Origin of the sequence: Streptomyces griseus subsp. griseus (assembly GCF_003610995.1) — a bacterium.
Lineage (GTDB): Bacteria > Actinomycetota > Actinomycetes > Streptomycetales > Streptomycetaceae > Streptomyces.
Genome location: NZ_CP032543.1, coordinates 1589730 through 1610531, shown reverse-complemented (window position 1 = coordinate 1610531; position 20802 = coordinate 1589730). Strand labels below are relative to the sequence as shown.

The window sequence follows — 20802 nt, the reverse complement described above, 5'->3', positions numbered from 1 at the left end:
GGGCGTCCGGGGGCTGGATTACCGGGCGGGGAGCTGGGAACAACGGAGGCAGGTGCGCCACGACCGGGTACGGGGAGGGGCGAAAGGGCGGCGTGCCCCGTTGCCGCGGAGCTGGGGTCGATTTATCGTCCCAGCACGATTCGCGTGCAAGATCACAATATGTGAAGGGGCCGCGGCCATGGTGGCGAAGAAGACGGCGGAAGAGACCGCGGCCGGGCAGAAGGCCGACGGGAAGCCACCGGCCGACGGAGCGTCCGAGGACGGGACGGTCGACGAGAAGGCGCCCGCGAAGAAGGCGGTCGGCAAGAAGGCGGTCGGTAAGAGAACGGCCGCCAAGAAGGCCGCCGCGAAGAAAGCGCCTGCCAAGAAGGCGGCGGCGAAGAAGACCGCCGCCAAGAAGAGCACCGCGAGCACCAAGAAGAGCACCACGAGCACCAAGAAGAGCGCCGCGAAGAAGAGCGCGGCCGAGAAGGCTTCGAAGACGGCCGCGGAGACGGCCACGGGGGCGGCTGCGGCCGCCGAGGAGACGGGAGCCCACACGGTGGTAGCCAAGAAGAGCGCGAGTCGCCCCGCAGCCGGTACGGACGAGGCGGCCGTGCCGCCCGCCCGGGCCGCCGCGACCGCTCCCGGCGAACTGGCGGTACGGCCCGGGGAGGACCCCTGGACGGCCGAGGAGGTCACCGAGGCCCGCACACTGCTGACCAGCGAGATCGCGCGGCTGCGCAGCGAGCTGGAGGCCTCCGGCGCCGCGCTGGCCGGGCTGATGCGGGACTCCGGCGACGGCGCGGGTGACGACGAGGCCGACACCGGCACCAAGAACATCACGCGTGAACACGAGCTGTCGCTCGCCGCCAACGCCCAGGAGATGCTGGAGCAGACCGAGCGGGCCCTCGCGCGGCTGGAGGCGGGGACCTACGGGCTCTGCGAGGTGTGCGGCAAGCCGATCGGCAAGGCACGGATGCAGGCGTTCCCCCGGGCCACCCTCTGCGTCGAGGACAAGCAGAAGCAGGAGCGGCGCGGCTGACCCGCGCAGGGGTGTCGTACCCTCGTCCTCAGTCAGGCACCTAGGTTGAGGGACTCACGTGGCAGAGGCGGAGCGCATCATCGGTACGCCGGACAATCCCGAGACCGAGCACACGGACCAAGGCGGCTCCACGGCCGCCGACGCCGCGGTGAACGCGGGTAGGGGCAAGCGCAAGATCCTGGTGCTCATCGGCGTCTCCGTCGTCGCCTACCTGCTGGACCTGGTCAGCAAGCTGATCGTGGTCGCCAAGCTGGAGCACCAGCCGCCGATCGACATCATCGGCGACTGGCTGCAGTTCCGGGCGCTGCGCAACCCGGGGGCCGCCTTCGGGTTCGGCGAGGCGTTCACGGTGATCTTCACCGTCATCGCGGCCGGGGTGATCGTGGTCGTGATCCGGCTGGCCCGCAAGCTTTACAGCCTGCCGTGGGCCATCGCCCTGGGGCTGCTTCTGGGCGGTGCGCTCGGCAACCTCACCGACCGGATCTTCCGGGCGCCCGGCGTGTTCGAAGGGGCGGTGGTCGACTTCATCGCCCCCAAGCACTTCGCCGTCTTCAACCTCGCCGACTCCGCCATCGTGTGCGGCGGCATCCTCATCGTCATCCTCTCCTTCAAGGGCCTGGACCCCGACGGGACCGTCCACAAGGACTGACCGGGCGGCGCGGGGACCGGTGGGCGCAAGGCATACTCGACAGGTGAGTACGCACCCCGAGATCCGCACCCTGCCCGTACCGGACGGCCTGGAAGGCGAGCGTGTCGACGCCGCCATCTCCAGGATGTTCGGTTTCTCCCGCACCAAGGCCGCCGAGCTGGCCGCTGCCGGGAAGGTCCAGGTGGACGGGTCGGTGGCCGGCAAGTCCGAGCGCGTGCACGGCGGCGCCTGGCTGGAGGTCGAGATGCCGCAGGCACCCGCCCCCGTCCAGGTCGTGGCCGAGCCCGTCGAGGGCATGGAGATCGTCCACGACGACGACGACATCGTGGTCATCATGAAGCCGGTCGGCGTCGCGGCCCACCCCAGCCCCGGCTGGACCGGCACCACCGTCATCGGCGGCCTCGCCGCCGCCGGGTACCGCATCTCCACGTCCGGCGCCGCCGAGCGCCAGGGCATCGTGCACCGCCTCGACGTCGGCACCTCCGGCCTGATGGTCGTCGCCAAGTCCGAGCGCGCCTACACCCTGCTGAAGGCCCAGTTCCGCGACCGGGTCGTCGACAAGAAGTACCACGCGCTCGTCCAGGGCCACCCGGACCCGATGAGCGGCACCATCGACGCCCCCATCGGGCGCCACCCCAACCACGACTACAAGTGGGCCGTCACCGCCGAGGGCAAGCCGTCGGTGACCCACTACGACCTGATCGAGGCGTACCGCGCCGCCAGCCTCCTGGACATCAAGCTGGAGACCGGCCGCACCCACCAGATCCGGGTCCACATGTCCGCCCACCGCCACCCCTGCGTCGGCGACCTGACGTACGGCGCCGACCCGACGCTGGCCAAGCGGCTCGGGCTGACCCGGCAGTGGCTGCACGCGGTGCGCCTGGGCTTCGAGCACCCGAGCGACGGCAGCTGGGTGGAGTTCTCCAGCACCTACCCGGCCGACCTCCAGCACGCCCTCGACACCATCGCCGCGGAGAGCCAGTGACCGCCGTACCACCCCCGTACACCACCCGCAGGGCCGTCGAGGAGAGCGACCTGGCGGCCTGCTTCCAGGTGCGCAAGGAGGTCTTCGTCGGCGAGCAGAACGTGCCCGAGGAGATCGAGTACGACGCCTACGACCCGACCGCCGTGCACGTCCTGGCCGTCGCGGCCGACGGCTCCGCCCTCGGTACGGGGCGGCTGCTGCACGGCGAGATCGCGGCCGGGAAGACCGGCGGCGACCTCACCCTCGGCTCGCTCGGCCGGCTCGCGGTGACCCGGCAGGCGCGCGGCCTCGGTGTCGGCGCGGCCCTGGTGCGGGCCATCGAGGACGAGGCGGCGCTGCTCGGCCTGGCCGCGGTCGACCTGCACGCCCAGACCCACGCCCTCGGCTTCTACGAACGGCTCGGATACGTCGCGTACGGTCCCGAGTTCCCGGACGCGGGCATCGCGCACCGGGCGATGCGGCGCGCACTGTCCCCGGCTCAGGACTGACTCCGTCCGCGGGGGGTCTCGCCCTTCTCGCCAACCGTGCGTGGCAGGGTGGAGGCCCTGCCCGGCCGGCGACCCGGCCGGGCTCCTTACGGCCGCTCACCCGGCCGGACCCGCAGGCACACCCAGCAGTGACCTGTACGTCGGTCCGGCGTGAGGGGGCCGGAACCGTACGCTCCGGAAGGCATCTCCCGTGGATCAAATGGCCCTGCTGCTCCTCTTGCTGCTCGGAGCCGTGGTCACGGTGCCGCTCGGCTCCCGCCTGGGGCTGCCGGCACCGGTCCTGATGACGCTGGCCGGGGTCGCGATGGCGTTCGCGCCCTTCGTGCCGAACGTCAGCATCCCGCCCGAGATCATCCTCCCGGCCCTGCTGCCGCCGCTGCTCTACGCCTCCGTGCAGCGCACCTCCTGGCGCCAGTTCGCCGCCAACAAACGCCCGATCTTCCTGCTGGCCGTCGCCCTGGTCTTCGTCACCACGGCCGCCGTCGCCGCGGTCGCCAACTCCATCGTGCCGGGGCTGCCGATCGCCGCCGCCGTCGCGCTGGGCGCGCTCGTCGCCCCGCCCGACCCGGTCGCCGCGACCGCCGTGGCCGGCTCGGTCGGGCTGCCGCGCAGGCTGGTGTCGATCCTGGAGGGCGAGGGGCTCTTCAACGACGTCACCGCGATCGTGCTGTACCACGTGGCCATCGCCGCGGCGGTGAGCGGCAGCTTCTCGGTGCCCGAGGCCTTCGGGCTGCTGATCCTCTCCGCCGTGGTCGCGATCGCCGTCGGCCTCGCGCTCGGCTGGCTCACCATCAAGCTGATGGGGCTCCTCGGCGACGCCACCCTCCAGGTCGGCCTGAGCCTCCTGGTGCCCTTCGTCGCCTACGTCCTCGCCGAGGAGCTGATGGGCTCCGGCGTGCTCGCCGTCCTGACCATCGCGCTCTACCTCGCCGAGCACACCGCCGACGCCGACGACGTGCTCGGCCGGCTCACCGGACGTACCTTCTGGGAGATCGTCGACACCCTGGTCACCGGCGTGGCCTTCGGGCTGATCGGCCTGGAACTGCACAGCGTGTTCGGCACCTCCGACGGCCGCGAGTTCCAGATGCTCGGCTGGGGGCTGGCGATCGTCGGGGTCGTCGTCGGCGTACGGCTGGCCTGGCTGCTCCCCGCCACCTGGCTCGCCAAACGGCTGCACACCCGGCGGGACGTGAGCGAGGAGATCCCCACCAGCTGGCGGGAGACCGTCGTCATGTGGTGGGCCGGGATGCGCGGCGTGGCCTCCGTCGCACTGGCGCTCGCCATCCCGCTGGAGACCGACGACGGACAGCCCTTCCCCGGCCGCGACGAGATCATCTTCATCGCCTTCTCCGTGATCATGGTCACCCTCGTCTTCCAGGGGCTCACCCTGCCCTGGCTGGTCCGCAAGCTCGGCGTACGCGCCGACGCGGATGCCGAGGAGGCCCTGGAGCGGGAGCTCGCCCTGCGCGCCGCCAAGGCCGCCAAGCACCGGCTCAAGGAGATCCAGGAGGTCGAGGAGTTTCCCGACGAGGTCATGGAGCGGCTCCAGCGGGGCGCGTACGACATCGGGGCCCGGATCAACCCGGAGATCGTCGACGAGGAGCGGCGCGAGGCGTACGCACAGCGGGCCGAGCGGTTCAAGGCGGTCAGCCGGGTCCAGCGCGAGATGATGTCGGCCGCCCGCCACGAGGTGCTCTCCGCCCGGAACGAGGCCGGCTCCGACCCGGAGGTCGTGGACCGGGTGCTGCGCTACCTGGACGTGCGCTCCCTGCGCTGAACACCCCGGGGTGTACGGAGCCGGCCGCGCGGCCCCCGGGGGCGTACCGGGATCATCCGCCTCGGACCCCCGGGCCCCGGCCCCTCAGCCGCGCCCCGTCCGGGGTGCCTTGGAGTCGTCCAGGTCGCGGGAGGGGCCGGAGCCGTTGCGGCCGGGCCGGGGCCGGGCCCCCGTCAGCTCGGCCCACTGCTCGCCCGGCGGCAGCGCGGCGGGGGAGCTGGCGATGCGCGGCAGCGCGTACGGATGGTGGTCGCGGAGCCAGCCGATCAGCTGCTCGCGCACCGCGCACCGCACCGTCCAGATGTCGTTCGCGTCCTTCGCCGTGACCACCGCCCGCACCTGGATCGTGGACGGCGTCGTGTCGGTGACGGCGAGCGACCAGTCCCGGCCGTCCCAGGCGGCGATGTCACCGAGGATGTCCCGCAGCTTCTTGCGCATGGCGGAGACCGGAGCCGCGTGGTCCAGGTGGAAGAAGACCGTGCCGGTCATCTGGACCCCGCCGCGCGACCAGTTCTCGAACGGCTTGCCGGTGAAGTACGAGACCGGCATCGTGATCCGCCGCTCGTCCCACGTCCGTACCGCCAGGAACGTCAGCGTGATCTCCTCGACCGTGCCCCACTCGCCGTCCACCACCACCGTGTCACCGATCCGGACCATGTCCCCGAACGCGATCTGGAGCCCCGCGAACAGATTGCCGAGCGTCGACTGGGCGGCCACACCGGCGACGATGCCGACCACCCCGGCCGAGGCCAGCATCGAGGTGCCGACCGCGCGCATCGCCGGGAGCGTCAGCATCATCGCGGCGAGGGCGACGACCGTCACCACCGCGATCACCACCCGCTGGATCAGCGTCACCTGCGTACGGACCCGGCGGACCCGGGCGGGGTCGCGGGTGGCCGTGGCGTACCGCGCGTAACTGGACTCGACGACCGTCGCGGCGACCCGGACCACCAGCCAGGCCGTGGCGCCGATCAGCACGAGCGAGAGGACCTGGCCGATCCCGACCCGGTGCTGCCACACCCAGGCGATGCCCGACTGGCGGTAGCTGCCGCGCAGCAGCGCGGTGATGATCACCACTTGCAGGGGTGGCCGGCAGCGCCGCAGCAGACCCCACAGCGGGGTCTCGTGGTGGCGGCTGTCGGCCCTGCGCAGCAGCCGGTCGACCAGCCAGCCGATCAGCAGGGTGATCACCACGGATCCGCCGAAGACGATCAGCGGGCGCAGCACGTTCTCCATCGTCCGGTCCTCCAAGCATTGAGGCACAACTGGCACCATGGGCCTCATGAACATCATGCTTTTCCACTCGACCTACGGGCTCACGCCCGCAGTGCACGCCGCGGCCGCACGTCTGAGGGACGCCGGCCACGAGGTGCGCGTGCCCGATCTGTTCGAGGGGCACACCTTTGACACGGTGGAGGAGGGCATGGCCTTCAAGGAGGAGGTCGGCAAGGAGGAGCTGCTGAAGCGCGCCGTGCTGGCCGCCGCGCCCTACTCCGACCAGGGGCTCGTCTACGCGGGCTTCTCCCTGGGCGCGGCGACCGCGCAGACCCTGGCCCTCGGCGACGCGAAGGCCCGCGGGCTGCTGCTCCTCCACGGCACCTCGGACATCGCCGAGAACGCGACGGTGGACGAGCTCCCCGTCCAGCTGCACGTCGCGGACCCGGACCCCTTCGAGTCCCACGACTGGCTCAACAGCTGGTACCTCCAGATGCAGCGCACCGGCGCGGACGTGGAGATCTACCGCTACCCCGGGGCCGGCCACCTGTTCACCGACCCCGATCTCCACGACTACGACCAGGCGGCCGCCGAGCAGACCTGGAAGGTCGCGCTCGGCTTCCTGGCCACGCTGTAGGGGCGGCTCAGCGCACCGGGCGGTCCACCCGCTCCACCCGCTGCGTGCCCCGGCGCGTCCGGTAGGAGCGGGACCAGGCGGAGGAGGCGTCCTCGGCGGTCTTGTCGGAGAGCACGTAGTAGTCCATCTGCGCCTGCTCGGCGGTGACGTCCAGGACGCCGTAGCCGTGCGAGTCCATGTCCACCCACTTCACATGGCGGTTGGCGGTGCGGACGGCCGCCGCCGCGGCCAGTGACACGGTCTGCGGCGCGACCCGCAGGATGTCGTCCAGGTTGTCCGAGGTCACCGACGTGACGACGAACTCCGTCGCCGCCGAGGGTGACAGCGGATACGTCGCCGCCCGCACCGGCACCTCGCTGGCCCAGGCCATGTGGATGTCACCGGTCAGGAAGACCGTGTCGGTGATCCCGCGCTCCCGCAGATGCGCGATCAGCTCCCGGCGGTCGTCGGTGTACCCGTCCCACTGGTCGACGTTGACCGCCAGCCCCTCCTTCGGCAGCCCCAGCAGCCCGGTGAGCGGCCCCAGCAGATGGGCGGGGAGAGCCCCGAAGGCGACCGGCGAGATCATCACCGACGTGCCCACCAGCTTCCACACCGCGTCCGACCCGGCCAGCCCCGCCTTCAGCCAGTCCAGCTGGGCCCGGCCGGTGATCGTACGCTCCGGAGCGTCCACCGCGCCGTTGCCGATGGACGCCTGCTCGGAACGGAAGCTCCGCAGGTCCAGCAGGTGCAGATCGGCCAGCCGTCCGAACCGCAGCCGCCGGTAGACGGTCCCCTCGGTGGAGGCGCGGACCGGCATCCACTCGAAGTACGCCTGCTTGGCGGCCGCCACCCGCTCCTCCCACACCCCCTCCGTACCCGGGGTGTGGTTCTGCGCCCCGCCCGACCAGGCGTCGTTGGCGAACTCGTGGTCGTCCCAGATCGCGATGACCGGGTGCGCGGCGTGCAGCGCCTGGAGGTCGGTGTCGGTCTTGTAGGTGCCGTGCCGGAGGCGGTAGTCGGCCAGGTTCAGGATCTCGTGGGCGGGCCGGTGCTCGCGCAGGGCCGCGCCCTGGGCCGGGTAGCCGCCGCTCGCGTACTCGTAGAGGTAGTCGCCCAGGTGCAGCACCGCGTCCAGGTCGGCCCGGGCGGCGAGATGGCGGTACGCGGAGAACCAGCCCGCCTCCCAGTTGGCGCAGGACACCACACCGAACCGGACCCCCGCCACGCTCGCCCCGGTGGCGGGGGCGGTGCGGGTGCGGCCGACGGGGGAGCGGACCTCGGCGTCCTCCCCGGTCCCGCCGCCCCCGCCGTTCGCCGTGAAGCGGAAGTAGTACGAGGTGGCCGGCCGCAGTCCGCGGACGTCGGCCTTCACCGTGTGGTCGGAGGCGGCCGAGGCGAGCGTCGTCCCGCTCGCGGTCAGCGCGGTGAACTCCCGGTCCTCCGCGACCTCCCAGCGCACCGGCGTATCGGCCCCGCGCCCCGAACCGGGCTCCGCGCCGGGCTCGGGGGTGACGCGGGTCCACAGCAAAACCCCGTCGGGCAGCGGGTCACCGGAGGCGACGCCGTGCAGGAAGGCGGGTGCCGGGGCAGCCGCCCCCGATGCGGGGGAGGCGGAAGCGGACGCGGTGACGGAGAGTACCGGAACGGCTGCGGCGGTCGCGGCGGCGGCCCGGACGACCGTGCGGCGGCTCGGCGAGGGTGCGTGTCGACTGGTCACGGCCGATCACCCTACTGGCGCGTACAGCGAACGGGCGGGCGAACAGGGGAAGTTCGCCCGCCCGTCGGTGAACGGTCGCCGGGAGGTGGGCCGCCGGTCGGTGGAGCGCCCGGCTCCGGTCGGCCGAGCGCCCGGAAGCGGACGCTCCGGAGGCGGTCACGCCATCAGCGCCTCGCCGGTCGCCACCCTCTGAGGCCTTACGCCTTCAGCGCCTTGTCCACCGCCGCCGTGAAGTCGGCCACCGTCATCGGGGCGTTGTCGCTGCCCTCGGCCGTGACCTTCTTCCCGTCCATCTTCAGCGTCGGCGTGCCCTTGACGCCGCTCTTGTCGAACGCGGCGGACATCTTCATCGCCCAGGCGTCGTACGTACCGTCCTCGACGTCCTTCTGAAAGGCCTTGTTCCCCTTCAGGGCGTCCACCGAATCGGCGACCTCGATGAGGTAGCTGTCCTTGGCGAACTTGTCCTCGCTCTCCTGCGGGTGGAACTTCGCGGAGTAGAGCGCGGCCTTGTACTCCATGAACGCCTCGGGGCTCACGTTCAGCGCGGCGCCGAGGGCGCTCAGGGCGTTCTTGGAGCCCTCACCGTTGTCGGTGTTGTCGATGAAGGTCGCACCGACGTACTTGACCTTGTACTTGCCGGCGTCGACGTCCTTCGTGACGGTCTCGCCGACGCCCTGCTCGAACGTGGCGCAGACCGGGCAGCGGGAGTCCTCGTACAGCTCCAGGGTCTTCTTGGCGTCGGACTTGCCGATCACCACGGTGGTGCCGTCCTTGCCCGAGGTGTTCTTCGGCGCTGTGACGTTCTTCGCGTCGGCGGCGGCGTCCCAGGCGGAGGGCTTGTTCAGCTGCATCACGCCGTAGCTGATGCCGCCGACGACGGCGAGGGCCGCGACGACCGAGACGCCGACGACGAGCTGCTTGCGGGTCTTGTCCTTCTTGGCCTGCGCCTCGCGCTCGGCGCGCAGCCGCTCACGGGCCGCTGCCTTGTTCTGCTGGGTGTTGCGCTTGCTCATGGTGGTGTTCTCCGTGAATGCGTGGGGAGTGGAAGGGTGCTGCTCGGCGCCGGCCGCCCTGCCCTCAGGCAGCGGTGGCGTACGCGGTGAGCGGCGGCCCCCTCCGTCCCACGGAGTGCACGAGGAGACGGGCCGGGGAGAGCGGGTGCACGCGCCCGGCGGCACGGGGAGGACGGGCTGCGGAGCGGACGGACCCGCGCACCACGGCGACCGCGGTGAGCAGCGGCCGGAACGCCACCAGGGCCGCCGCGCGCAGCAGCCCCGCCAGCGCCGCCTCGCCGCGCCGCAGCCAGGCGGCGGCGAGCAGCCCGAGGGCCACATGGGCGGCGAGCAGCAGCCACGGCACGGCCGGACCCGGCTGCGCCAGCAGGGCCGCCGCGCGGTCGCCCGCACCGGTCACCCCGGCGAGCGGGGTGCCCACCGTGCCGACGCCCGCGAGGTGCGCCCCCTTGGCGCCGACCTCGCCGCCCCCGCAGAGCACATCGAAGCCGACCGAGCGCAGCGGACCCGCGATGGGCCCGCCGGCCGCCCCGTAACAGAGGTGCTGGCCGGTGGTGAAGAGCGTGTCGGCCGCCAGCTCCAGCGGCACCAGCAGCCCCGCGATGGCGCCGAAGCCACGCTCCCGGCCGGCCAGGGCGTACGCCACGGTGAAGACGGCCGCCGCGAGGAGCGCGACGGCCGTCAGCGGCAGCGGGACCCCGGAGAGCAGCACATGGGACGCGGTGGACAGGGTGACGACGAGCGCGGCGAAAAGCGCCGCGCGCACCACCCTGAGCTGCGTACCTGAGATGTCCATCGCCGGAAAGTGTGTCATGTGCGGAGGTAAGCGGACCTTAAAAGATGCTGAGAGTCACAGCACGGCCGGACCCGGACGCCTACAGGCCCGGGATCTTCCCGTTGCGGAAGAGGTCCACGAAGATCTGGTGGTCCGCGCGGGCCCGCGCCCCGTAGCTGTGGGCGAAGTCGGCCAGCAGCTCGCCGAACCCCTCCTCGTCGGCCGCGATGGCCGCGTCGATCGCCCGCTCCGTGGAGAACGGCACCAGCGAGTGGCCGCTCTCGTCGTCCGCCGCCGCGTGCATGGTGGCCGTGGCCCGGCCCAGGTCGGCGACGACCGCCGCGATCTCGTCCATCTCGTCGATCTCGGACCAGTCCAGGTCGACCGCGTACGGCGAGACCTCGGCGACCAGCTGGCCCGCGCCGTCCAGCTCGGTCCAGCCGAGCCACGGGTCCGCGTGCGCCTGGAGCGCGCGCTGCGAGATCACCGTGCGGTGCCCCTCGTGCTGGAAGTAGTCCCGCACGGCGGCGTCCGTGATGTGCCGGGAGACCGCCGGGGTCTGTGCCTGCTTGAGGTAGATCACCACATCGTTCTCCAGGGCGTCGCTGTTGCCCTCCAGGAGGATGTTGTACGAGGGCAGCCCGGCCGATCCGATGCCGATGCCCCGGCGGCCCACCACGTCCTTGACCCGGTAGGAGTCGGGGCGGGTGAGACTCGACTCCGGCAGCGTCTCCAGATAGCCGTCGAACGCGGCCAGCACCTTGTACCGCGTGGCGGCGTCCAGGTCGATCGCGCCGCCGCCGTCCGCGAACCGCCGCTCGAAGTCCCGGATCACCGTCATCGAGTCCAGCAGCGAGAACCGGGTCAGCGAACGGGCGGCGCGCAGCGCGTCCAGCAGCGGGCCCTCGGCGGTGTCCAGCGTGAAGGGCGGCACCTCGTCGTTCTTCGCGCCTGTCGCCAGCGCGTGGATGCGCTCCCGGTAGGCGGCGGCGAAGATCCGGACCAGGTCGGTGATCTGCTCGTCGGACAGCGCCTTGGCGTACCCGATGAGCGCCACGGAGGCGGCGAACCGCTTCAGGTCCCAGGTGAAGGGGCCTACGTACGCCTCGTCGAAATCGTTGACGTTGAAGACGAGGCGGCCGTTGGCGTCCATGTAGGTGCCGAAATTCTCCGCGTGGAGATCACCGTGGATCCAGACCCGGCCGGTGCGCTCGTCCAGATACGGGCCGCCGCGCTGCTCCCGCTCCAGGTCGGTGTAGAACAGGCAGGCGGTGCCCCGGTAGAAGGCGAAGGCCGAGCCCGCCATCTTGCGGAACTTGACCCGGAAGGCGGCCGGATCGGCGGCCAGCAGCTCCCCGAAGGCGGTGTCGAAAACGGCGAGAATCTGCTCCCCGCGCTGCGCTGCGCCGGTCTGCGTTTCCGACATCTCTTGCTGCCTCCTGCTGTCGTTGGCGTGCCTGCCCGGGAACCCGGTGCGCTTGACGGAGTGCATGACAAAACGGGCACCCGCCCCGCCCTCTCCAACGCTCGGCGGAAGCCGGGAGTGCCCGTCGTCCGGGTCCGTCACGTCGTAGACTTCCACGCTGTCCCCCCGTCCGTCATCGCCCGACTTCCCGGAGGCCCGACGCCGTGACCAAGCCGCCCTTCACGCACCTGCACGTTCACACCCAGTACTCGCTGCTGGACGGTGCGGCGCGGCTCAAGGACATGTTCGAGGCGGCCAACGAGATGGGCATGACGCACATCGCGATGACCGACCACGGCAACCTCCACGGGGCCTACGACTTCTTCCACTCGGCGAAGAAGGCGGACGTCACGCCGATCATCGGCATCGAGGCGTACGTCGCTCCGGAGTCGCGCAAACACAAGCGGAAGGTGCAGTGGGGACAGCCGCACCAGAAGCGCGACGATGTGTCCGGATCCGGTGGGTACACCCACAAGACGATCTGGGCGTCCAACAAGACCGGGCTGCACAACCTCTTCCGGCTCTCCTCGGACGCGTACGCCGAGGGCTGGCTCCAGAAGTGGCCCCGGATGGACAAGGAGACCATCTCCCAGTGGTCCGAGGGGCTCATCGCCTCCACCGGCTGCCCCTCCGGCGAGGTGCAGACCCGGCTGCGGCTCGGCCAGTTCGACGAGGCGGTGCAGGCGGCCTCCGACTACAAGGACATCTTCGGGGCGGACAAGTACTTCCTGGAGCTGATGGACCACGGCATCGAGATCGAGCGCCGGGTCCGTGACGGGCTGCTGGAGATCGGCAAGAAGCTGGACATCCCGCCGCTGGTCACCAACGACTCCCACTACACGTACGCCCACGAGGCGACCGCCCACGACGCCCTGCTCTGCATCCAGACCGGCAAGAACCTCTCCGACCCGGACCGCTTCCGCTTCGACGGCACCGGCTACTACCTGAAGACGACGGACGAGATGTACGCCGTCGACTCCTCCGACGCCTGGCAGCAGGGGTGCGCCAACACCCTGCTGGTCGCCCAGCAGATCGACACCACCGGCATGTTCGAGGCGAAGAACCTCATGCCGAAGTTCGAGATCCCGGACGGCTTCACGGAGATCACCTGGTTCCAGGAGGAGGTCCGGACCGGCATGGCCCGCCGGTTCCCGAACGGGGTCCCCGACGACCGGCAGAAGCAGGTCGAGTACGAGATGGACATCATCATCCAGATGGGGTTCCCGGGGTACTTCCTGGTCGTCGCCGACTTCATCATGTGGGCCAAGAACAACGGCATCGCGGTGGGACCGGGGCGTGGTTCGGCGGCCGGTTCGATCGTGGCGTACGCGATGGGCATCACCGACCTCGACCCGATCGAGCACGGGCTGATCTTCGAGCGGTTCCTCAACCCCGAGCGCGTCTCCATGCCTGATGTCGACATCGACTTCGACGAGCGTCGGCGCGTCGAGGTGATCCGGTACGTCACCGAGAAGTACGGCGCCGACAAGGTCGCCATGATCGGCACCTACGGCAAGATCAAGGCCAAGAACGCCATCAAGGACTCGGCCCGCGTGCTGGGCTACCCGTACGCGATGGGCGACCGCCTCACCAAGGCGATGCCCGCCGACGTCCTGGGCAAGGGCATCGACCTCAACGGCATCACCGACCCCAAGCACCCGCGCTACAGCGAGGCGGGCGAGATCCGGGGGATGTACGAGAACGAACCGGACGTCAAGAAGGTCATCGACACCGCGAAGGGCGTCGAGGGACTGGTCCGGCAGATGGGCGTGCACGCCGCCGGCGTCATCATGTCCAGCGAGCCGATCGTCGACCACGCACCGGTCTGGGTCCGGCACACCGACGGCGTCACCATCACGCAGTGGGACTACCCGCAGTGCGAGTCGCTCGGGCTGCTGAAGATGGACTTCCTGGGCCTGCGCAACCTGACGATCATGGACGACGCCATCAAGATGGTGAAGTCCAACAAGGGCATCGATCTGGAGATGCTCTCACTGCCGCTGGACGACCCCAAGACGTACGAACTGCTCTGCCGCGGTGACACGCTCGGCGTCTTCCAGTTCGACGGCGGGCCGATGCGCTCCCTGCTCCGCCAGATGCAGCCCGACAACTTCGAGGACATCTCCGCCGTCTCGGCCCTCTACCGGCCGGGCCCGATGGGCATGAACTCGCACACGAACTACGCGGAGCGCAAGAACGGCCGCCAGGAGATCACCCCGATCCACCCGGAGCTGGAGGAGCCTCTCAAGGAGGTCCTCGGCCTCACCTACGGTCTGATCGTCTACCAGGAGCAGGTCCAGAAGGCAGCCCAGATCGTCGCCGGGTACTCGCTCGGCGAGGCCGACATCCTGCGACGCGTGATGGGCAAGAAGAAGCCCGAGGAGCTGGCGAAGAACTTCGTCCTCTTCGAGAAGGGCGCCAAGGAGAAGGGCTTCTCCGACGCGGCGATCAAGGCGCTGTGGGACGTCCTGGTGCCGTTCGCCGGGTACGCGTTCAACAAGGCGCACTCCTCGGCGTACGGCCTGGTCACCTACTGGACCGCCTACCTGAAGGCGAACTATCCCGCCGAGTACATGGCCGCCCTGCTGACCTCGGTCAAGGACGACAAGGACAAGTCCGCGGTCTACCTCAACGAGTGCCGCCGCATGCGGATCAAGGTGCTCCCGCCGAACGTCAACGAGTCGCTGTCCAACTTCGCCGCCCAGGGCGACGACGTGATCCTCTTCGGGCTGACCGCCATCCGCAACGTCGGCCAGAACGTCGTGGACTCGATCATCCGGTCCCGCAAGGCGAAGGGGAAGTACAGCACCTTCCCCGACTTCCTGGACAAGGTCGAGGCGGTCGTCTGCAACAAGCGCACCGTCGAATCGCTGATCAAGGCCGGCGCCTTCGACGAGATGGGCCACACCCGCAAGGGGCTCGTCGCCCACCACGAGCCGATGATCGACAACGTGGTGCAGGTCAAGCGCAAGGAGGCCGAGGGGCAGTTCGACCTGTTCGGCGGCGGCGAGGAGGAGAGCGGCGAGCCGGGCTTCGGCCTCGACGTGGAGTTCTCCGACATCGAGTGGGAGAAGGCCTACCTGCTCGCCCAGGAGCGGGAGATGCTCGGCCTGTACGTCTCCGACCACCCGCTGTTCGGCCTGGAGCACGTGCTGTCCGACAAGGCCGACTCCTCGATCTCCCAGCTCATGGGCGGGGATTACGGGGACGGTGCGATCGTCACCGTCGGCGGCATCATCTCCGGCCTCCAGCGCAAGATGACCAAGCAGGGCAACGCCTGGGCCATCGCCACCGTGGAGGACCTGGCCGGCTCCATCGAGTGCATGTTCTTCCCCGCCACCTACCAGCTGGTCTCCACCCAGCTCGTCGAGGACACCGTCGTCTTCGTCAAGGGCCGTCTCGACAAGCGCGAGGACGTACCCCGGCTGGTCGCCATGGAGATGCAGGTCCCCGACATCTCCAACGCCGGGACCAACGCGCCCGTCGTCCTCACCATCCCGACCGTGAAGATCACCCCGCCGATGGTCACCCGGCTCGGCGAGGTGCTCAGCCACCACCGGGGCGACACCGAGGTGCGCATCAAGCTCCAGGGCCCCCGCACGACCACCGTCCTGCGCCTGGACCGCCACCGGGTCAAGGCCGATTCGGCCCTCTTCGGCGATCTGAAGGTGCTGCTCGGCCCGGCCTGCCTGGCCGGCTGAGCGGCGCGGGGTCTTCCGAAGGGCGTACGAGGACGAGAGGGGCGTCCCGCACCGTGCGGGACGCCCCTCTCGTGCATGACCGCGAGCGGCCGACGCGTCAGTTGTGACCGAAGCGCCGCTGGTGCTTGCGCGCCACGTCGGACGGGCTGCCCTGGGACTGCGACTGCGACTGGCCCTGCGACTCGAACACCGTCGACTTGGCCTGCTCGGCGCTACGCTCCGACGCGGACGCGCGATCGTGCTGGCTGCCCTGCTTGCGGTTCTTGTTCTTGGCCATGGTGAATGCCTCCTGTGGGGAATCCTGGGGGGCCAGGACCATCGTCAGACTCACATAGCGCCGCAAACCGTGCATGTTGGATCATTACCGTGCGTAGCGGTATCCGCAGAGAGGGCCGTTCCGGCCTTGATCCCCAGACCTTTTCCAGCCCTTTCCCGATTCGCCACGCCGATGATCGAGTTCCGGCCGTTAACCCCTGTGCGGTCGGGCAGACTCGAAAGAAACCCTGGGTAAGCGGACCCGGTCATCGAGGGGCGGGCCGCTGAACCGTTCCCGAACTCCTGGAAGAGGGTGGAACGCGTGGACCGTTGCGTCGTCCTGGTGGACGCCGGCTACTTGCTGGGCGCAGCCGCGAGTCTGCTGGCCGGAGAGCCCGCCCGTTCCCGCATCACCGTCGACCACGCGGCCCTGATCCAGGGGCTGCGCGAGCGCGCCGAGGCCGATACGCAGCAGCCGCTGCTGCGGATCTACTGGTTCGACGGCGCCCCCGACCGGGTGCCCCAGCCCGAGCACCGCAGACTCCGCGTGATGCCCCGCGTGACCGTACGGCTGGGAGCCCTGACCCGCAGCGACGGACGCTGGGCGCAGAAGGGCGTGGACGCCGCCATGCACGCCGAGCTCACCGAACTGGCCAGGAACCGGGCCTGCTCGGACGTGGTCCTGGTGACCGGCGACGGCGATCTGCTGCCCGGCCTGATGTCCGCCAAGGAGCACGGGGTCGCCGTCCACCTGTGGGCCGTGCAGGCCGCCGACGGCGACTACAACCAGTCCGAGGACCTCGTCGCCGAGGCGGACGAACGCCGCGTCCTCGACCGGGCCTGGATCACCAAGGCCGTCCGCGCCAAGGACACCGGCGGCGCCTGCGCCCCGCCGCCCGCCCCGCGGCCCGAGATCGCCGCCATCCTCTCCGCACCGCTGCCCGAGGCCGCCCTCGCCGCCTCCGCCGAGCGGGCCTCCGAGGCGGCGCAGGCAGCCCGGGCCGCCGCCCGCAACGGGCCCGCCGAACCCCCCGAGCCCGGCCCCGCCGAGCCCGCGCCCGCCGCCGGCCACAGGACCGTCCCCACCCCCAAGGACCTCGCCGCCCTCCGCGCCCACGCCACCCACCCCGACCGGACGGCCGCCCAGAACGCGGCTCCGGCCAACGCCACCCTGCGCTGGTCCTCCGACAAGGGCTGGGTGGAGCGCTCCGGCCCCCTGGGCGAACCGGCCGAGACCGCCTCCCTGCCGACCCTCGCCCAGCTCACCAGCGCCGAACAGCGCTGGGCCGACCGCGAGGAGGACATCACCACCGTCGGCGGCGACCCCTTCGAGGTCGGCCAGGTCTTCGCCCGCCGCTGGATGGAGCGCCTCCCGGAGACCGTCCACCTGCAGAAGCTCTCCACCATGTACCCGCGCATCCCGCACCGCATCGACGGCGAACTCCTGCGGTACGCGGCCCGCTTCGGCCTCCTCGCCCACAAGGACGACCAGATCGACGAGCACGACCGCTATGCGATCCGGGCCGGGTTCTGGCGCGAGATCGACGTGCGCGCGGCGGCGGAGCACGTGCCCGCCGGGGAGTAGGGGCGTACGGAGGGCGTGAGCAGCCCGTCCGGGGGCTGCGCGACGCGGGGTGGCCCCGAGCGCAAACCGGGGCGTGTGACCCCGTACCCTCGTACCTCGTGAGTACGGGCACAGCACAGGCGCAGAGCGACACCGGCACCGTGTGCGCGGTGCGTGACCTCGTCAAGACCTATCCCGCCGTCCGGGGCCGCCGCGGCGCGCCCGCCACGCCCGAGGTGCGCGCCACCGACGGGATCAGCCTCGATGTCGAACGCGGCGAGATCTTCGGACTGCTCGGCCCCAACGGCGCCGGAAAGTCCACCCTGGTCCGCCAGCTCACCGGGCTGATGCGCCCCGACTCCGGCTCCGTCGAGGTCCTCGGCCACGACCTCGTACGCCACCCCGAGCGGGCCTCCCGGCTGATCGGCTACCTCGGGCAGGAGTCCACCGCCCTCGACGAGCTGACCGTCTCCCTGGCCGCCGAGACCACCGGACGGCTGCGCGGCCTCCACCTCCGCGAGGCCCGCGCCGAACGCGACGCCGTACTGGAGGAGCTCGGCCTCACCGAGCTCGCCGGGCGGCCGCTGAAGAAGCTCTCCGGCGGTCAGCGCAGGCTCGCCTGCTTCGCCGCCACGCTCGTCGGGGACCGGCCCGTGCTGGTCCTGGACGAGCCGACGACCGGCATGGACCCGGTGGCCCGGCGGGCCGTCTGGGCCGCCGTCGACCGCCGCCGGGCCGAGCGCGGCGCCACCGTCCTGCTGGTCACCCACAACGTCATCGAGGCCGAGACCGTCCTCGACCGGGTCGCCGTCCTGGAGCGCGGCCGGGTCATCGCCTGCGACACCCCCTCCGGGCTCAAGGAGAAGGTCGCCGGCGAGGTCCGCGTCGAGCTGATGTGGCGTGAGCGGGCCCCGCTGGACGTCCCGGAGGTCGCGGCGCTGCGCCCGTCCGCCCAGGAGTCCGGGCGCCGCTGGGTGCTGCGGCTCAGCCCCGACGAGGCGCGGGCCGCGGTCGCCGCGGTGACGGGCGGCGCGGCCTTCGCCGCACTCGACGATTTCACCCTGGCCACACCCAGCCTGGAAGATGTGTACCTGGCGCTCGGGGGAGACGCGGCCAATGCGAGCAAGGGGCTGGTGAAGGCGTGAGGATCCGGGGACGCGGGGCGCGGGTGCTGAACGGTGCGCGGGCGCGGTGCGTCATGCGGTACGTGATGGTGGGCGCGGTGCATGCGCCGGACGGGTGTAAGGGGAGCGGCCTCAGGTGACGAGCATCATTCCGGCCCGGACCGCTCCGTCGCGGCCCCGGCCCCTGCCCCGCCCCTCCGGTCCCGGCTCCGCCGCGCGGACCGTGCCCGCGCCTCTCGCGCCGCGCGCCCGGCTGCTGCCCTCGCTGGCCGCCGTCTACCGCGCCCAGCTCTCCCGGGCACGGGTCGCCCGGATCCCGCTGCTCTTCGTGGCGACCTTCCAGTCCGTCGGGATCATGGTCCTGATGCGCGGTGTCGTCGACGGCGGGTCCGAGGCGCGTGCGGTGGTCGCCGGCTCCAGCGTGCTGGTGGTGGCGTTCGTCGCGCTCAACCTGCTCGCCCAGTACTTCGGCCAGCTGCGGGCCGGCGGCGGACTCGACCACTACGCCACCCTGCCGGTGCCGCCCGCCGCCGTGGTGCTGGGGGCGGCGGCCGCGTACGCCTCGTTCACCGTGCCCGGCACGGTCTTCACGGCGATCACCGGGAGCGTGCTGTTCCAGCTCCCGATGACCCATCTGTGGGTCCTGGTCGCCGTCATCCCGCTCTCCGGCGCCGCACTGGCCGGTCTCGGGGCGGCCCTCGGGCTGCTCGCCCCGCGCCAGGAGCTGGCCACCCTGCTGGGGCAGCTGGGCATGTCCGCCGCCCTGCTGCTCGGGGTGCTGCCGGCCGACCGGCTGCCGGGGCCGGTGGGGTGGGCGCGTGACCTGCTGCCCTCGACGTACGGGGTGGAGGCGCTGGCCCGTTCCTTCGACGCCTCTCCCGACTGGGGCATGATCGGCCTCTTCCTCGCCGTCTGCGCGGTGGTGGGGGTGCTGTCGCTGGCGGTGGCCACGTGGGCGTACCGGCGGGCGGCCGTACGGTAGGCGGGGCCACCGGTGTGTCCCGTACGCACGGGTGCGGTATCCGGTGAGGCGCCGCACAGGGTGGCCTGGCACGATGGCACGGTGACCGCACCTCTGACGCCGCCTCACCAGCCGAACCCCCACGATCCGTGGCAGTCCCCGCCCTCGGGCTCCCACCTCGCGCCCGCCTCCGGCTCGCCCGACGACCCGGACACGGCGACGGAGCTCCGTCAGTCCGGGCTGGTCGTCGTGGCCGTGGCGCTCGCCGGGATCGCGCTCGGGCTGCTGTGGCTGTGGCTGGCCCCCGGATCCCTCTGGTCTCCGACGGCAGCGCCGTCTTCCTGCAGAACAGTGAGGGCGAGGAGGCGATCGGGGCGGACGGAACGTTTGTCCTGCTGGCGGCCGGGTTCGGGGTGCTCTCGGCGGCGGCCGTCTTCTGGCGGCTGCGGCGGGGCGGTGTCTTCGTCGTGGTGGGTCTGGCGCTGGGCGGGGTGCTCGGCTCGCTGCTGGCCTGGCGGGTCGGGGTCTGGCTGGGGCCGTCCTCCGACGTGGTGGCCCGGGCGCGGGAGGTCGGTAAGGGAGTCGTCTTCGACGCGCCGCTGGAGCTGCACGCGGTGGCGGTGGCGGTGCTGGTGTGGCCGTTCGTGGCGCTGGCGCTGCATCTGCTGCTGACTGCGGCGTTCGGGCCTCGGGAGCCGGAGCCGGAGTGGGCGGGATGGGGCTCGTCCTACGGGGGGCCGGGGGTGGAGGGGGCCGGTGGGCCGCCTGTGCCTCCGGCGCCGGGTGGGGATTCGAGGGCGTCGTAGCGGCGGTGCGGGCGGGGTGCCCGCGGTGGGCTGTTCCCCGACCCGCCCCTTGCCGGAACCGGGGCGCTGCCCCGGGCACCGCTCTGTCCTCAAGCGCCGGACGGGCTGGGACGGCCGGCCCGGACGGGCTGCGATGAGCCCGGCCTGATCCGAACGAGAGGCCCTAGGCGCGGCCGATCTCCGCGAACACCGCCCCCGTCAACCCCGCCAGATCCTCCGCCGCCAGCTCCACCTCCAGGCCCCGGCGCCCCGCCGAGACGCAGATCGTGGGGTGGGTGCGGGCCGACGCGTCCAGCACCGTGCGGAGGCGTTTGCGCTGGCCCAGGGGGGAGATGCCGCCGCGGACGTAGCCCGTGGTGCGTTCCGCCGCCACCGGGTCCGCCATCGTGGCGCGTTTGCCGCCGACCGCCGCGGCCAGGGCCTTGAGGTCCAGGGAGCCGGCCACCGGGACGACCGCGACCGTCAGTTCGCCGTCGACGTCGGCCACCAGGGTCTTGAAGACCCGGCCGGGGGAGACGCCCAGGGCCTCCGCGGCCTCCTCGCCGTAGGAGGGGGAGGCCGGGTCGTGGTCGTAGGCGTGGACCGTGAAGGCGGTGCCCGCCCGGGTCAGGGCGACCGTGGCGGGGGTGCCGCCCGACTGCTTCTTCGGCTTCTTCGCCACCGG

The 20802-nt window shown here is 71.6% G+C and carries 17 protein-coding genes and 1 pseudogene; 11 read left to right on the top strand and 7 right to left on the bottom strand.

All coding sequences use genetic code 11. From position 1 onward, the window contains the following. Positions 1-178: 178 nt before the first annotated feature. The 5 genes from D6270_RS07460 (at position 179) to D6270_RS07440 (ending at position 4923) form a co-directional block, all read left to right on the top strand. Positions 179-1024, top strand: a complete 846-nt coding sequence (locus tag D6270_RS07460; protein WP_109166151.1) for a TraR/DksA family transcriptional regulator — start codon at positions 179-181, stop codon at positions 1022-1024. 58 nt (positions 1025-1082) lie between these two features. Beyond that, positions 1083-1673: a signal peptidase II gene (gene lspA / locus D6270_RS07455; RefSeq protein ID WP_109166152.1), complete on the top strand. Its 591-nt coding sequence runs from the start codon at positions 1083-1085 to the stop codon at positions 1671-1673. A gap of 43 nt (positions 1674-1716) precedes the next feature. Next, positions 1717-2658 (top strand): RluA family pseudouridine synthase, encoded by a 942-nt coding sequence (locus tag D6270_RS07450; RefSeq protein ID WP_109166153.1) that lies wholly within the window; start codon positions 1717-1719, stop codon positions 2656-2658. Then, entirely contained in the window at positions 2655-3146 is a 492-nt protein-coding gene (locus D6270_RS07445; protein ID WP_109166154.1) for a GNAT family N-acetyltransferase, read from the top strand. Before D6270_RS07450 ends, D6270_RS07445 begins: the two co-directional genes overlap by 4 nt. Positions 3147-3336: 190 nt before the next feature. Continuing rightward, entirely contained in the window at positions 3337-4923 is a 1587-nt protein-coding gene (locus tag D6270_RS07440) for a Na+/H+ antiporter (protein WP_109166155.1), read from the top strand. Between the two features lie 84 nt (positions 4924-5007). Here the strand turns inward: D6270_RS07440 and D6270_RS07435 are convergent, their stop codons facing one another. Beyond that, a complete protein-coding gene (locus D6270_RS07435) occupies positions 5008-6159 on the bottom strand; it encodes a mechanosensitive ion channel family protein (protein WP_109166156.1) in 1152 nt (383 codons plus the stop codon). 37 nt (positions 6160-6196) lie between these two features. On the opposite strand from D6270_RS07435, the gene D6270_RS07430 reads away from it, so the two are divergent. Next, positions 6197-6775 carry a dienelactone hydrolase family protein gene (locus tag D6270_RS07430; RefSeq protein ID WP_109166157.1) on the top strand — a complete coding sequence of 193 codons (579 nt, stop codon included), beginning with the start codon at positions 6197-6199 and terminating at the stop codon, positions 6773-6775. 7 nt (positions 6776-6782) lie between these two features. Here D6270_RS07430 and D6270_RS07425 read toward each other — a convergent pair whose 3' ends face one another. The 4 genes from D6270_RS07425 to D6270_RS07410 form a co-directional block, all read right to left on the bottom strand. Further along, the gene (locus tag D6270_RS07425; protein WP_109166158.1) at positions 6783-8474 is read right to left on the bottom strand and encodes an alkaline phosphatase D family protein; all 1692 of its coding nucleotides are present in this window, start codon (positions 8472-8474) and stop codon (positions 6783-6785) included. 197 nt (positions 8475-8671) lie between these two features. Then, a complete protein-coding gene (locus D6270_RS07420) occupies positions 8672-9487 on the bottom strand; it encodes a DsbA family protein (RefSeq protein WP_109166159.1) in 816 nt (271 codons plus the stop codon). Positions 9488-9551: 64 nt separating this feature from the next. Beyond that, positions 9552-10283: a hypothetical protein gene (locus tag D6270_RS07415; RefSeq protein ID WP_109166160.1), complete on the bottom strand. Its 732-nt coding sequence runs from the start codon at positions 10281-10283 to the stop codon at positions 9552-9554. Positions 10284-10362: 79 nt separating this feature from the next. Continuing rightward, positions 10363-11688 (bottom strand): DUF2252 domain-containing protein, encoded by a 1326-nt coding sequence (locus D6270_RS07410; RefSeq protein WP_109166161.1) that lies wholly within the window; start codon positions 11686-11688, stop codon positions 10363-10365. 203 nt (positions 11689-11891) lie between these two features. Between D6270_RS07410 and dnaE the strand changes: the two genes are divergently transcribed. Next, positions 11892-15428, top strand: coding sequence for a DNA polymerase III subunit alpha (dnaE, locus tag D6270_RS07405; RefSeq protein ID WP_109166162.1), 3537 nt, complete (start codon positions 11892-11894; stop codon positions 15426-15428). 97 nt (positions 15429-15525) lie between these two features. On the opposite strand, the gene D6270_RS07400 is transcribed toward dnaE, so the two are convergent. Further along, entirely contained in the window at positions 15526-15705 is a 180-nt protein-coding gene (locus tag D6270_RS07400) for a hypothetical protein (protein ID WP_109167553.1), read from the bottom strand. Positions 15706-15996: 291 nt separating this feature from the next. Here D6270_RS07400 and D6270_RS07395 point away from each other — a divergent pair, with 291 nt between their 5' ends. From D6270_RS07395 to D6270_RS07380, 4 genes and pseudogenes are all read left to right on the top strand, one after another. Continuing rightward, positions 15997-17268, top strand: a complete 1272-nt coding sequence (locus D6270_RS07395) for an NYN domain-containing protein (RefSeq protein WP_204117147.1) — start codon at positions 15997-15999, stop codon at positions 17266-17268. Positions 17269-17408: 140 nt separating this feature from the next. After that, positions 17409-18392 (top strand): ABC transporter ATP-binding protein, encoded by a 984-nt coding sequence (locus tag D6270_RS07390; protein ID WP_109167554.1) that lies wholly within the window; start codon positions 17409-17411, stop codon positions 18390-18392. A gap of 115 nt (positions 18393-18507) precedes the next feature. After that, on the top strand, positions 18508-19353 hold the full coding sequence (locus tag D6270_RS07385) for an ABC transporter permease (RefSeq protein WP_109166164.1): 846 nt from the start codon (positions 18508-18510) through the stop codon (positions 19351-19353). A gap of 60 nt (positions 19354-19413) precedes the next feature. Further along, positions 19414-20138, top strand: a pseudogene (locus D6270_RS07380) (ABC transporter permease). Between the two features lie 163 nt (positions 20139-20301). On the opposite strand, the gene ybaK reads toward D6270_RS07380, so the two are convergent. After that, positions 20302-20799 carry a Cys-tRNA(Pro) deacylase gene (gene ybaK, locus D6270_RS07375; protein WP_109166166.1) on the bottom strand — a complete coding sequence of 166 codons (498 nt, stop codon included), beginning with the start codon at positions 20797-20799 and terminating at the stop codon, positions 20302-20304. Between the last annotated feature and the right edge of the window lie 3 nt (positions 20800-20802).